This window comes from Streptomyces sp. NPDC058246, assembly GCF_042881985.1.
GTDB lineage: Bacteria > Actinomycetota > Actinomycetes > Streptomycetales > Streptomycetaceae > Streptomyces.
Genome location: NZ_JBHVWZ010000003.1, coordinates 213,531 through 227,342, shown reverse-complemented (window position 1 = coordinate 227,342; position 13,812 = coordinate 213,531). Strand labels below are relative to the sequence as shown.

The 13,812-nt window shown below is 68.8% G+C and carries 10 protein-coding genes, 2 pseudogenes and 1 riboswitch; of the genes and pseudogenes, 3 read left to right on the top strand and 9 right to left on the bottom strand.

All coding sequences use genetic code 11. The features are described 5' to 3' along the window. Positions 1-262: 262 nt before the first annotated feature. Positions 263-1,348: an epi-isozizaene synthase gene (gene cyc1 / locus ACFVXA_RS06005; protein WP_390023967.1), complete on the top strand. Its 1,086-nt coding sequence runs from the start codon at positions 263-265 to the stop codon at positions 1,346-1,348. Beyond that, positions 1,345-2,715 carry a cytochrome P450 gene (locus ACFVXA_RS06000; RefSeq protein WP_362027344.1) on the top strand — a complete coding sequence of 457 codons (1,371 nt, stop codon included), beginning with the start codon at positions 1,345-1,347 and terminating at the stop codon, positions 2,713-2,715. The genes cyc1 and ACFVXA_RS06000 overlap by 4 nt, the downstream gene beginning before the upstream one ends. Before the next feature lie 24 nt (positions 2,716-2,739). Here the strand turns inward: ACFVXA_RS06000 and ACFVXA_RS05995 are convergent, their stop codons facing one another. Beyond that, entirely contained in the window at positions 2,740-3,705 is a 966-nt protein-coding gene (locus ACFVXA_RS05995) for a helix-turn-helix domain-containing protein (RefSeq protein ID WP_362027347.1), read from the bottom strand. Positions 3,706-3,799: 94 nt separating this feature from the next. On the opposite strand from ACFVXA_RS05995, the gene ACFVXA_RS05990 reads away from it, so the two are divergent. After that, on the top strand, positions 3,800-4,021 hold the full coding sequence (locus ACFVXA_RS05990; protein ID WP_383737573.1) for a hypothetical protein: 222 nt from the start codon (positions 3,800-3,802) through the stop codon (positions 4,019-4,021). Here the strand turns inward: ACFVXA_RS05990 and ACFVXA_RS05985 are convergent. From ACFVXA_RS05985 to ACFVXA_RS05950, 8 genes and pseudogenes are all read right to left on the bottom strand, one after another. Then, complete coding sequence (locus ACFVXA_RS05985) at positions 3,982-4,443, bottom strand: hypothetical protein (RefSeq protein ID WP_389512417.1); 462 nt, start codon at positions 4,441-4,443, stop codon at positions 3,982-3,984. The two genes, ACFVXA_RS05990 and ACFVXA_RS05985, sit on opposite strands and share 40 nt — an antisense overlap. Before the next feature lie 195 nt (positions 4,444-4,638). Beyond that, a complete protein-coding gene (locus tag ACFVXA_RS05980) occupies positions 4,639-6,711 on the bottom strand; it encodes a putative Ig domain-containing protein (RefSeq protein ID WP_383737579.1) in 2,073 nt (690 codons plus the stop codon). A gap of 464 nt (positions 6,712-7,175) precedes the next feature. Continuing rightward, positions 7,176-8,210: a ribonucleotide-diphosphate reductase subunit beta gene (locus ACFVXA_RS05975; protein ID WP_390023965.1), complete on the bottom strand. Its 1,035-nt coding sequence runs from the start codon at positions 8,208-8,210 to the stop codon at positions 7,176-7,178. Then, a complete protein-coding gene (locus ACFVXA_RS05970; protein WP_362027362.1) occupies positions 8,210-10,609 on the bottom strand; it encodes a ribonucleoside-diphosphate reductase subunit alpha in 2,400 nt (799 codons plus the stop codon). The genes ACFVXA_RS05975 and ACFVXA_RS05970 overlap by 1 nt, the downstream gene beginning before the upstream one ends. Before the next feature lie 156 nt (positions 10,610-10,765). After that, positions 10,766-10,858, bottom strand: a riboswitch (cobalamin riboswitch). An 87-nt stretch (positions 10,859-10,945) separates the two neighbouring features. Next, a pseudogene (locus ACFVXA_RS05965) lies at positions 10,946-11,278 on the bottom strand (GNAT family N-acetyltransferase); the annotation flags it as partial. Between the two features lie 294 nt (positions 11,279-11,572). Next, positions 11,573-11,754 (bottom strand): annotated as a pseudogene (locus tag ACFVXA_RS05960) (GNAT family N-acetyltransferase); the annotation flags it as partial. Between the two features lie 194 nt (positions 11,755-11,948). After that, a complete protein-coding gene (mctP, locus tag ACFVXA_RS05955) occupies positions 11,949-13,547 on the bottom strand; it encodes a monocarboxylate uptake permease MctP (protein WP_389745026.1) in 1,599 nt (532 codons plus the stop codon). Further along, entirely contained in the window at positions 13,544-13,798 is a 255-nt protein-coding gene (locus ACFVXA_RS05950) for a DUF3311 domain-containing protein (protein WP_362027368.1), read from the bottom strand. Before ACFVXA_RS05950 ends, mctP begins: the two co-directional genes overlap by 4 nt. Positions 13,799-13,812: the final 14 nt, after the last annotated feature.

Here is a 13,812-nt window from a genome sequence, read left to right as displayed (position 1 = left end):
CCGACGGCGCCTGGTCAGGGACCCTCCTGACCAGGCGCCGTTCGTGTGTACGTCGCACGTTCGATCCCTTGTGCTCCCGTAGTGATCCAGATTCAGTCACACAAGGGGAGATTCTCGGCACCTTGAGGTAGCGAGTGGAGCAAATCCGTTCCCAGAACGGTCAGTTGTGGTGCTGAATGGGAAGTGCGGGGATACGCAACGGCGCACGCCCGGCACGGCGGGAGGGGTGTAGCGCCAACAGGCGGCTGAGAGGGGTTTGTCCGTGCATGCTTTCTCACAGAGCACTTCATCGACACCAACAGCGGTCGCGGTTCCACCGGCGCTCTCTCTCCCGGTGATCGAGGCAGAGTTTCCCCGTCAACTGCACCCGTATTGGCCGAGGCTCCAGGAGAACACCAGGACCTGGCTCCTCGAAAAGCGGCTCATGCCGGCGGACAAGGTCGAGGAATATGCCGACGGCTTGTGCTACACGGACCTCATGGCGGGCTACTACATCGGTGCTCCCGACGAGGTCATGCAGGCGATAGCCGACTACAGCGCATGGTTCTTCGTCTGGGACGACCGTCATGACCGTGACGTCATCCACGGCCGTAAGGACGCCTGGCGGAGGCTCAGGTTCCGGCTGCACGCGGCCCTCGATTCACCCAGGGACCATCTGCACCACCAGGACCCGCTGGTCGCGGGGTTCGCGGACAGCATGGTGCGGCTGTACTCGTTCCTCGGCAAGAAGTGGAACGAGCGGTTCGCGCTCCACTTCCACGCGGTGATCGAGGCGTACGACAGCGAGTTCCGCAACCGCGTCTCGGGCACCGTGCCCACGGTCGCGGAATATCTCGAACTCCGTCGGCTCACGTTCGCACACTGGATCTGGACCGACCTCCTGGAACCCAGCGCGGGATGTGAACTCCCCACCGTGGTGCGGAAACACCCCGCATATCAGCGGGCGGCACTGCTCAGCCAGGAATTCGCGGCCTGGTACAACGACCTGTGTTCGCTCCCCAAGGAAATCGCGGGCGATGAAGTCCACAATCTCGGAATCAGCCTCATTCACCACGAGGGGCTGACACTCGAAGAGGCCGTGACAGAAATACGGCGGCGGGTCGAGGAATGCATCAATGAATTCCTCGTCACCGAAAAGGACGTCTTATACCTCGCGGAAACCCTCGCGGACGGGACCGTGCGGGGCAAAGAACGCAGCATCGCCGTGAAGGCATGTCTCGGCAATATGCGGAACTGGTTCAGCTCCGTGTACTGGTTCCACCACGAGTCGGGCCGGTACATGGTCGACAGCTGGGACGACCGCTCCACACCCCCGTACGTCAACAATGAAGCGGCAGGTGAGAAATGACCGTCGAGTCAGTACGGCCTGCGATACCCCAGGCACTCGAACTGTCCGCCCCGCCCCTCGCGGGAGGCGGTGTGCCGGGCCTCGGCCACGGCTGGAAACTGGTCCGCGACCCACTGGGCTTCCTGGCCCAGCTGCGCGACCACGGCGACGTCGTCCGGCTGAAACTGGGCCCGAAGACGGTGTACGCCGTCACCACCCCCGAACTCACCGGGGCGCTGGCGCTCAACCCCGACTACGAGATCGGCGGCCCGCTGTGGGAGTCCCTCGAAGGGCTGCTCGGCAAGAAGGGGGTCGCCACGGCCAACGGGCCGCAGCACCGGCGTCAACGGCGGACGATCCAGCCCGCGTTCCGGGCCGACATCATCCACGAGTACGGGCCGATCATGGAGGAGGAGGCCCGGTCGTTCGCGGAGCGGATGGTGCCGGGCGAGACGATCGACTGCACCTCGGAGTCGTTCCGGGTCGCCGTGCGCATCGCGGCCCGCTGTCTGCTGCGCGGCCAGTTCATGGACGAGCGCGCCGAGCGGCTGAGCATCGCGCTCGGCGCCGTGTTCCGCGGGATGTACCGGCGCATGGTGATCCCGGCGGGACCGCTCTATCGGCTGCCGCTTCCGGCGAACCGCGAATTCGACCGCGCATTGGCCGATTTGCATGACCTCGTCGACGAGATCATCGACGAGCGGCGGGCATCTGGTCAAAAGCCGGACGATTTGCTGACAGCATTGCTGGCAGCGAAGGACGACAACGGCGACCCCATCGACGAACAGGAGATCCACGACCAGGTCGTTGCGATACTCACCCCCGGCAGCGAAACCATCGCGTCCACGATCATGTGGCTCCTGCAAGTACTCACCGAACACCCGGAACAGGCGGACAAGGTGAGCAAGGAGGTCGAATCCGTCGCCGGCGACCGGCCCGTCGGATTCGGCGACGTCCGGAAGCTGTCGCACACGAACAATCTCGTCGTCGAGACGATGCGTTTGCGTCCCGCCGTATGGATATTGACGCGGCGCGCGGTGACCGAAACCGAGCTGGGCGGCTATCGCATTCCGGCCGGAGCCGACATCGTCTACAGCCCGTACGCGATCCAGCACGATCCCCGGTCGTACCAGGAGCACCTGGTTTTCGATCCCGACCGCTGGCTTCCGGAACGGTCCAAGGACATACCGAAGTACGCGATGCGCCCGTTCAGCGTGGGCAACCGGAAGTGCCCGAGTGACCACTTCTCGATGGCCCAGCTGAGCCTGATCACCGCGACCGTGGCATCCCGCTGGCGCTTCCGGCAGGTGTCCGGCTCCAACGACGCGACCCGCGTCGGCATCACCCTGCGGCCGCACAAGCTGCTGCTGAAGGCCGAGCCGCGCTGATCCCGCGCGCCTACTGGCGCACGTTCAGGCCGCCTGCGGGCCCCTGAACGTGCGCCGGTACGCCTGCGGGGTCGTCCCCAGACTCCGTACGAACTGATGGCGCAGCGCCGCCGCGTTGCCGAACCCGGTGCGGTCCGCGATCGCGTCCATCGTCTCGTCCGTGCCTTCCAGCAACTCCTGTGCCAGCAGCACCCGTTGGCGCAGGATCCAGCGGTACGGCGTGGTTCCCGTCTCCTGCTGGAAGCGGCGCGCGAAGGTGCGCGGGGACATATGGGCGCGGGCCGCGAGCTGTTCGACGGTCACCTCCTCGTCGAGGTGCCGCTGCATCCACACCAGCACCTCGCCGACCGTGTCGCACCGGGACCGGGGCAGCGGGCGTTCGATGTACTGGGCCTGGCCGCCGTCGCGGTGCGGCGGTACCACCATGCGGCGGGCGACGGCGTTGGCCACCTCCGGCCCGTGCTCCTTGCGCAAAAGGTGGAGACAGGCGTCGATCCCGGCGGCGGTGCCCGCCGAGGTGATCACCGGGTCCGCGTCCACGTACAGCACGTCCGGCTCGACGATCGCGCGCGGATACTGCCGGGCGAGCGCCTCCGCGTGGTGCCAGTGCACCGCGCAGCGCCGCCCGTCCAGAAGCCCGGCCGCGCCCAGCACGAAGGCGCCGGAGCAGACGCTGAGCACCCGGGCGCCACGCTCGACGGTCCGGCGCAGCGCGTCGAGCAGCTCGGGCGGATATCCGCGCACGGCATAGGTGTCGCCGGCCGGGACGACGACCAGGTCGGCGGCGTCGAGCCGGTCGAGGCCGTGCGGCGTGGAGACCGTGAACCCGGAGACATGGGTGCCGAGCGTCGGCCCCTCGGCCGAGGCGATCGCGAAGTCGTACACGGGAAGGCCCTCGTCGCTGCGGTCGAGGCCGAAGACCTCGCAGACGACACCGAGTTCGAAGGGATGCACACCGTCGAGCAGGACTGCGGCCACGTTCGTCAGCATGCCGTCCAGTGTGCCTCGTCAGTGGCAGTAATTCGAGGGTGTGCGGCAGTCCTGCCACTGACGGTAAGGAGCAATCGGCGCGACAGTGGTGTCCATGAACACACTCATGGACAACCTCGTCGGCCTCCTGACCGTCCTTGGGATCTTCGCGGTCGTGGCCTTCCCGTCACTGGTCGGCCTGGCGCACGAGCGGCGCGTCGACCGTCAGCTCAGGACGGCCCGCGCCTCCCGCGAGCAGCCGTCGAAAGCCTCGGACGCCGAGGGCCCCACGCGCTCTCACGCCTTCGTCACCACCACCGTGACCGTCCACTCCTGAAGGCCCTTGCACGAGACCCGCGCCGGGTCGCTGGGGCACAGCGGGCGCGACGAGGTGAGCTGCGTGGTTCCGGCCGAGACCGCCTTGAAGGCGGAGGAGGCGTCGCCCGCCTGGAGGACGACACCGCTGTTGGTGGCCTCGAGGCCGCTGCCGCCGAGCTTGACGGGCGCCCAGGGCCTGCTGGTGGTGCCGTCCAGGTTGATACGGATCACGTCACCCGTCGTCAGGCAGAACGTGTGGCCGGTGTCGGCGGCGCCCAGCTCCGCCTTGGCCGCGGCGCAGCCCGGGTGGCTCGTCGTGGGGGACGGCGACACGGTGCCGCTGCCGCCCGCGCCGTCGCCGCTCTGTGTGCCGCAGCCCGCCGCGAGGAGAAGGGTCAGCGCCGCCAGGGCGACGGTCCGGTGATGGGTCGTTCGGTGCATGGGGTGACCTCCTTGCAGCTTGGACGTGTCACCCCCGCATCAGGATCCCCATGGGAGCGGGAAGGCCCTGGCCGTGTCCCCATCGGAGCGGCAAGGCCCTGGCCGAATCCCCATCGGAGCGGGAAGGCCCTGGCCGAATCCCCATCGGGGCAGGAAAAGGGCCCTGGCCGCGACGGCGGCCAGGGCCCGCGTAAGTCAGCTGGTCGTCACGGCGGTGTCGTCGACGACGAAGCTGGTCTGGAGGGAGGAGTCCTCGACGCCGCTGAACTTCAGCGTGACGGTCGAGCCGGCGAACGAGGACAGGTCGAAGGTCTTCTGGGCGTACCCGGTGGCCTTGTTGAGGTTGGAGTAGGTCGCCAGAGTGGTCGATCCGGCGGTGACCGTCAGCTTGTCGTACTGGCTGCTGGTGGTCGTCTCCGCCGTGTCGATGTGCAGGTAGAAGGTGAAACTGGCCTTGCAGCCGGACGGGATCGTCACCGACTGGGAGAGCGTGTCGGTGTGCGTCGAGCCGTAGCCGTCCAGCCAGGCCTTGTACGAACCGGCGTGCGCCGCCTCACCGCTGGAGTTGGTGATGACGCCGCTGCTCGCGGTCCAGGTCGTGTTGCCCGACTCGAAACCCGGGTTGCCGAGCAGCTGCGCCGGGGTGCAGGTGCCGCCGCCGGAGGTGCTGACGGTCCAGGTGAAGGAGGCCGAGCCGGAGGCGCCCGTGCTGTCGGTCGCGGTCACGGTGACGCTGTAGGTGCCCGCGCTGCTCGCGGTGCCGGTGATCTTGCCGGTCGAGCTGCTGATCGACAGCCCGGTCGGCAGACCGCTCGCGCTGTAGGTGAGGGTCGCGCCCGCGCTGTCACTCGCCGAGATCTGCAGGCTGACCGCGCTGCCGGTCGCGGTGGACTGGCTGCCCGGGTTGGTGACGGTCACCGTGTTGCCGGTGCTGGTGCCGGACGTGAAGGCGGTGGTGCCGTTGGGGGTGCCCCAGCCGGTCGGGCCGTCGTAGCCGGTGGCCGCGGTGCAGAAGTACGAGGTCGAGCAGGAGCCGTTGTTGCCGCTGGTGACGTCGTACAGGTTCGAGGTGTGGGAGTACGGGTACTTCGCCGGGTAGTCGCTGGAGCCCGGGGTGCCGGCCAGCGCGTAGACGCCCGCGATGATCGGTGCGGAGGCACTCGTACCGCCGTAGACCGCCCAGCCGGAGCCGCCGTAGGTGTCGTACACGGCCACGCCGGTCGCGGGGTCGGCGACGGCGGAGACGTCGGCCTCCATGCGCTTGCCGCAGCCCGTGTCGGTCTGCCAGCTCGGCTTCGCGTCGTACGCGGAGCAGCCCGAGCCCGTGCCCTCGGTGCTGCTGGTCTTCCAGACCGACTCGCTCCAGCCGCGGGAGGTGGAGGACGTCGACAGCGCGGTGCCGCCGACGGCGGTCACGTACTGGGACGTGGCCGGGTACTCGGCGCCGTAGCCGGAGTCACCTGAGGAGACGGTGATGGCGACGCCCGGGTGCTTGAAGTACTGGGTGTCCTCGGTGGTCTGCGAGGAGGACTCGGAGCCGCCCCAGCTGTTGGAGACGAACTTCGCGCCCAGCGCGACGGCTTCGTTCTCCGCAGTGCCGAGGTCGGAGTCGGTCGCGGAGTTGGCCTCGACGAGGATGATGTTGCAGTTCGGGCAGACGGCGCTGACCATGTCGATGTCGAGCGCTTCCTCGCCCGCCCAGCCGGTGTCGTTCGTCGGCAGCGAGGTGGTCGAGCCGGTCTGGCTGACCTGCTTGAAGCAGCCGTTGGCCTTGGTACAGGCGGACAGGCCGAACTGGGAGCGGTAGGTGGCCAGGTCCGACTCGGCGTTGGGGTCGTTGTAGGCGTCGACCACCGCGACCGTCAGGCCCGAGCCACCCGTCGAGGGCAGGTTGTACGCGCTGTGCAGGTTGGCCGGGCTCAGGCCCGACACCGCGGCGGCGGCGTTCGGGGATATCGCGGCGGCCAGCTTCTGCCTGATGTCGGTGCGGCGCTGGGCGAAGCAGGCGGCGTGACCGGGCGTCGGAGCGCCGCACAGGTGCGTGGTGGGCACCTTCTGGCCGGCCTTGCCCGTGGAGTGCACGGCCTGTGCGGCCGGGTCGGTCAGGGCCTTCGCGTTCTGGGTGACGCGGGAGGAGTGACCGGCGGCCGGTGCCGTCTGGGCCCCGGCGGCGGGGGCCGCCATGAGACCGGCGACGGTGAGGGTGAGAGCGGGTACGGCGGCGGTCAGAAGTCTTCGCAGTCTCCGGGGGGAACGTGTCTCACGCATGGGGTGCTGCCTCCATCGGTTTGAGGCCGGTGCCGCGCGGGCCTGGGTAGGGCCGTACGCGGCTCCACAGCCGGAAGTGGGGCTTCTCGGCGTTGCGTGGCGGGCCCGTGACGCGCGTAGTGTCGCCGCGCGGGTATACGTCATGGGCATGCCAAATTAGGCGTCCTGTCATGCCGCATGTGCGTGACGTGGCGGGACGGCCAGAACGTAGTCCCGTCCGATGACGCGGGAACAGGCGTGCCCGAAGAACTTTGCCGCTCCATAGGGGGTCCATGGACGGCCCATGGACGGTCCATGGACGAGACGCGGCGATGCCGGGCCGCGCTCGCGGCCCGGCATCACCGGTACGTCACTTCTGAGACGTCATTCCGGGTACGTCATTCCTGAGATGTCATCCGTGACGCATCGTCAGAACCCTCCTCGTCACAACCGTCCTCGCTGGAAGTCCTCGCTGGAAGTCCTCGTCAGAAGTCCTCGTCGAGGTCGACCGAGCCCTCCACCGCCACCTGGTACGCCGACGGCCGCCGCTCGAAGAAGTTGGTCAGCTCCTGGACACCCTGCAACTCCATGAAGGAGAAGGGGTTCTCGGAGCCGTACACCGGCGCGAAGCCCAGCCGCTGGAGGCGCTGGTCGGCGACGCACTCCAGGTACTGCCGCATCGACTCGGTGTTCATGCCCGGCAGTCCGTCGCCGCACAGGTCGCGCGCGAACTGCAGCTCGGCCTCGACGGCCTCCCGCAGCATGTCGGTCACCTGCCGCTGAAGCTCGTCGTCGAAGAGCTCCGGCTCCTCCTTGCGGACGGTGTCGACCACCTCGAAGGCGAAGGACATGTGCATGGTCTCGTCGCGGAACACCCAGTTGGTGCCGGTGGCGAGGCCGTGCAGGAGACCCCGGCTGCGGAACCAGTAGACGTACGCGAAGGCGCCGTAGAAGAAGAGGCCCTCGATGCACGCGGCGAAGCAGATGAGGTTGAGCAGGAAGCGACGCCGGTCGGCCTTAATCTCGAGGCGGTCCAGCTTCTCCACCTCGTTGATCCACTTGAAGCAGAACCCGGCCTTCTCGCGGATGGAGGGGATGTTCTCCACGGCGTCGAAGGCCGCCGCCCTGTCCTCCGGGTCGGGGAGGTAGGTGTCGAGCAGCGTCAGATAGAACTGGACGTGCACGGCCTCCTCGAAGAGCTGCCGCGACAAGTACAGCCGCGCCTCGGGGGAGTTGATGTGCTTGTAGAGCGTCAGCACCAGGTTGTTCGCCACGATCGAGTCGCCCGTCGCGAAGAACGCGACAAGCCGGCCGATCAGGTGCTGCTCGGAAGGCGTCAGCTTCGCCAGGTCGGAGACGTCCGAGTGGAGGTCGACCTCCTCGACGGTCCAGGTGTTCTTGATCGCGTCCCGGTAGCGCTCGTAGAAGTCCGGGTAGCGCATGGGGCGGAGGGTGAGTTCGAAGCCCGGGTCGAGCAGGTTCTTGTCGGCCACGGCCTTCTCGGTGTTCGGGGTGGACATTACTGGCAGGCCTCGCAGGACTCGGGGTTCTCAAGGGAGCAGGCGACGGCGTCTTCGTCGGGAGTCGCCTGCACGGGGATGGGCGTCTGCGCCGGTGCTTGCGCCTGTGCTGCGCGGGCGATCCGGGTCGCCGGGCGGGAGCGCAGGTAGTACGTCGTCTTCAGGCCCGACTTCCAGGCGTAGGCGTACATCGAGGAGAGTTTGCCGATGGTCGGCGTCTCCAGGAACAGGTTCAGGGACTGGGCCTGGTCCAGGAACGGGGTGCGGGCGGCGGCCATGTCGATCAGGCCGCGCTGCGGGATCTCCCACGCCGTGCGGTACAGGTCGCGGACGTCCTGCGGGACCCAGGTGAAGCCCTGCACCGAGCCGTTGGACTCGCGCAGCGCCTCCCGGGTCTGCGCGTCCCACACGCCGAGCTGCTTCAGCTCGTCCACCAGGTAGGAGTTGACCTGGAGGAACTCGCCGGAGAGCGTCTCGCGCTTGAAGAGGTTCGACACCTGCGGCTCGATGCACTCGTACACGCCCGCGATCGACGCGATGGTGGCGGTGGGCGCGATGGCGAGCAGCAGCGAGTTGCGCATGCCGACCGCGGCGATACGTTCCCGCAGGGCCGCCCAGCGCTCCGGCCAGGTCAGCTCCACGTCGAAGTGGTCGGGGTGCAGGACGCCACGGGCCGTACGGGTCTTCTCCCAGGCCGGGAGCGGGCCGTTGCGCTCGGCGAGGTCGGCCGAGGCCTCGTACGCGGCGAGCATGATGCGTTCGGCGATCCGGGTGGAGAGCGCGCGGGCCCCCGGCGAGTCGAAGGGCAGACGCAGCTTGAAGAAGACGTCCTGGAGGCCCATCGCGCCGAGGCCCACCGGGCGCCACTTGGCGTTGGAGCGGCCGGCCTGCTCGGTCGGGTAGAAGTTGATGTCGACGACCCGGTCGAGGAAGGTGACGGCGGTGCGGACGGTGGCGTCCAGCCGCTCCCAGTCGATGTCGCCGTTGACGACGAAGGCGCCGAGGTTGACGGACCCCAGGTTGCAGACCGCCGTCTCCCCGTCGTCCGTGACCTCCAGGATCTCGGTGCACAGGTTCGAGGAGTGGACGGTGTGGCCCGGCTCCGCCGTCTGGTTGGCGGTGCGGTTGGCGGCGTCCTTGAAGGTCATCCAGCCGTTGCCGGTCTGCGCGAGGGTGCGCATCATGCGGCCGTACAGGTCGCGGGCCGGGATGGACTTCTTCGCGAGGCCCGCCTCCTCCGCCTTGCGGTACGCGGCGTCGAACGCGTCGCCCCACAGGTCGACCAGCTCCGGCACGTCGGACGGCGAGAACAGCGACCAGACGCCGTCCTCGTTCACCCGGCGCATGAACTCGTCCGGGATCCAGTGCGCGAGGTTCAGGTTGTGCGTACGGCGGGCGTCCTCACCGGTGTTGTCGCGCAGCTCCAGGAACTCCTCGATGTCGGAGTGCCAGGTCTCCAGGTAGACCGCGGCGGCGCCCTTGCGCCGGCCGCCCTGGTTCACCGCGGCGACCGAGGCGTCGAGCGTCTTCAGGAACGGGACGATGCCGTTGGAGTGCCCGTTGGTACCCCGGATCAGCGAACCGCGCGAACGGATCCGGGAGTACGAGAGGCCGATGCCGCCCGCGTGCTTCGAGAGCCGGGCGACCTGGTGGTAGCGGTCGTAGATGGAGTCCAGCTCGTCCAGCGGGGAGTCGAGGAGGTAGCAGGACGACATCTGGGGGTGCCGCGTACCGGAGTTGAAGAGCGTGGGGGACGAGGGCAGGTAGTCGAGGCGGCTCATGAGCCGGTAGAGGTCCGTGACTTCGTCCAGCGCCCGCCGGGTGTCGTCCTCGGCGAGGCCGCACGCGACCCGCAGCATGAAGTGCTGCGGGGTCTCGATCACACGACGGGTGATCGGGTGCCGGAGCAGATAACGGCTGTGCAGCGTGCGCAGGCCGAAGTAGCCGAAGCGGTCGTCGGCGCCCTCGGCGAAGGAGGCGGCGATCAGCGCGTCGAGGCGGGCCGTGTGCAGCCGTACGAACTCGGCCGTGCGGTCCGCGATGAGGCCCTCGCGGTGGCCGACGGTGACCGACTCGGAGAACGAGGTGACGCCCTGTGAGGCGGCCTCGGCCGCGATGCTGACCGTCAGCAGCCGGGCGGCCAGCTTCGAGTAGGCGGGGTCCTCGGAGATGAGGCCCGCGGCCGCCTCCGTGGCCAGTTCGCGCAGCTCCGCCTCGTCGGCCCGGGCGGACCGGCCGCGCAGCGCGGCCGCGGCGACCCGGCCGGGGTCGGCGTCGGGGAGGTCGGCGGTGAGGTCGGTCAGGGTCCGCAGCAGCGCGGTACCGGGACCGTCGGTCTCCACCGGGGCCTGCTTCGCGGAAACGGCAGCTGAAGCCGGATCGGCTGGCGCGATGGTCACTGGGGGCTCTCCCTCGCTCGGCACGGGGCCTTGAGGAGAGCGCGGAGCACACGAGCGCACGCATTCGGGCAGCGGTACGTCGCGTCCACCAGCCCATTCCACGAGGCCCGGACGTCGTCGGCACCCGGGCCGGGTGGCCGGGGCGCGCTGTCGGCAGGTCCTCGGACTGAAGCCCGTACGTGTCAGCGGGTACGCGAACACGCACAAGTACACCGTTGCGGGACAGTTCCGGATTCGCACCGGATTCCCCTGCGGCGACAGCGAGCATGAGCATACATCTTGTGCCGGGTTGCGGGAGCACCCCCACATGTTGTGTCGCGTCGGTGCCGGAGAGCGCTACGGAGTGTGCCGGAGCGTCAACTCGTAGGTGAGCAGCAGGATGTCGTCGAGGTGCGGGATCGGGTTCCAGTCGCGCTCGGGGGCGCGGGTGAAGCCGAGGCGCTGGTAGATGCGGTGGGCGGTGTGCATGGTGCGCTGGGTGGACAGCACGACGCGTACGCAGCCCTCCGTGGCCCGCGCCCGGTCGACGCAGGCGCGTACGAGGGCTTCGCCGGCACCCCGGCCGCGGGCGTCGGGCGCGACGGCGAGCATCCGGATCTCCGCCTCACCGGGCCGCGCGATATCCGCCATGGGGCCGCCGTCCGGCACGAAGGTCACGCCGCCGAGCACGCGGTCGAGCACACGGTCGACGCTTACGTCCTCGGGTCCGGGTCGGGTCCGGGGCCGGGTGCGGATGCGGATGCGGATGCGGGGTCGGGGGTCGCGTCGTCGGATTCGGTCGCGTGGCCGGGTTCGGGGCCGACGGTTGCGTGGCCGGGTTCGTGGTCGACGGTTGCGCCGTCGGGTTCGGGGTCGACGGCCGCGGCGCCCGGTTCGCGGCCTGACGCGCTGCCGACGGTGGCGTCGCTCGTCGCGCGGCCGACGGTCATCGCGCGGCCGATGGTCGCGTCGCCTGTCGAGCGGTCCCGGCCGACGGCGACGAGGACCTCCGCCGCGGCGGCCCGCTTCGCCACGTCCCGCAACTCGCCCAGGTACTCGTCGCTCTCCCCGAAGTCCAGCAGCCCGTCCCCGATATAGGCCTGCGCGGTGATCTCGCCGACGCGCTCGTACTCCTCGGGCCTCGCCGGCCGGATGACGATGTCCATGGAGTCAGTCTGCGGGACCGGCGGACACGGGCGGGGAGATTTTTCCCCGGCTACGATCCAGCGGCTCCGTTCCGGCTCCGTTCCGGCTCCAACTCCGACTCCGACTCCGAGAGCGCAGTGAACACGCGCCCCGGAGAAAAGTCCGCGGCGCCCGCCGATCGAGAGGGCGCCGCGGATCGTGGACCGGGCCGGAATCAGTGCCCCGTGACCTGCAGTTCCACCGCGACGCCCGGGTCCCCCGCGTCCGCCGTGTAGTCCTCCGGGGACGTCTCGTCGATGCCCTCCGGCGCCTTGAACGCCCGGAGGGCGAAGGTGAGGACGACGGTCACGACCACGTTCAGTACGAACGCCGTCAGACCGATGTAGCCGATCTCCCCGATGCCGGGGATCTCCTTCGAGCTGCCGCCGAAGTGCTTCTGCGTCGGGGAGGCGACCCCGTACGCGGCGAGCGTGCCGTAGAGCATGCCGACGGCCCAGCCCCCCAGGAGCGCCCAGCGGTGGAACCAGCGGGTGAACAGGCCGCCGACCAGGGCCGGGAAGGTCTGCAGGATCCAGATGCCGCCGAGCAGCTGGAAGTTGATCGCGACCGTCTTGTCCATCGTCAGGACGAAGACCAGCGCGCCCACCTTCACCAGCAGCGACACGATCTTGGAGACCTTGGTCTCCTGCTGCGGGGTCGCGTCCGGCTTGATGAAGTCCCGGTAGATGTTGCGGGTGAAGAGGTTCGCCGCCGCGATGGACATGATGGCCGCGGGGACGAGCGCTCCGATGCCGATCGCGGCGAAGGCCACGCCCGCGAACCAGTTCGGGAACATGTTCTCGAAGAGCTGCGGAATCGCCAGCTGGCCGTTCTGCACCTTCACCCCGGCCGCGATCGCCATGAACCCGAGCAGCGCGAGCAGTCCCAGCATCAGCGAGTACAGGGGCAGGATCGTGGTGTTGCGGCGGATCACCTCACGGCTGCGGCTGGACAGCGTCGCCGTGATCGAGTGCGGGTACATGAACAGCGCGAGCGCCGAGCCGAGCGCGAGGGTGGCGTACGTCCACTGGCCCGCCTCGGCGGGCACGACCCCGCCCGCGCCGGCCGCCGTGTACTTGTCGCCCGCCGCCTTGAAGATCTCGTCGAAGCCGCCCAGCTTGATCGGGATGTAGATGATGGCCACCGCGATCACGATGTAGATCAGGGTGTCCTTCACGAACGCGATCATGGCCGGGGCGCGCAGACCCGAGGAGTAGGTGTACGCGGCCAGCACACCGAAGGCGATGAGCAGCGGCAGGTCCTTGACGAACCAGTTGGTGTTCTCGCCGCCGCCCACGCCCATGACGTCCAGCACGGCCTGGATGCCGACCAGCTGGAGCGCGATGTACGGCATGGTGGCGAGGATGCCGGTGACGGCCACCGCCAGCGACAGGCCCTTCGAGCCGAAGCGACCGCGCACGAAGTCCGAGGTCGTCACGTACCCGTGCTTGTGGGAGACCGACCACAGGCGGGGCAGGAAGGTGAAGATCAGCGGGTAGACCAGGATCGTGTACGGCACCGCGAAGAAGCCGGCCGCGCCCGCCGCGTAGATGGCGGCCGGTACGGCGACGAAGGTGTACGCCGTGTAGAGGTCGCCGCCGAGCAGGAACCAGGTGACCCAGGTGCCGAACGACCGTCCGCCCAGGCCCCACTCGTCGAGGCTCTGCTCGTCGTCCGCCTTGCGCCAGCGTGCGGCCAGGAAGCCCATGACCGTGACGGCCAGGAAGAAGAAGATGAAGACGCCGAGGGCGACTCCGTTCACGCCGTCCTTCACTTGGACGCACCCCCTGCACGGGCACGCTGGTCGCGCTGCCACAGCTTGTACGCGGTCATCGTGAGGGCGGTCGAGATGAGCACCCACAGCATCTGGTACCAGTAGAAGAACGGGATGCCGATGAAGGTCGGGTCGGTCTTGGCGTACGAGCCGACCCACAGCATCGCCACGAAGGGCGCGATCAGACAGAGGGCGATCACGACGCGAACCGGTGTCACCACCGGTGGCTTCACTTCAGGCACATCTGACATATGACGGCTCCGTC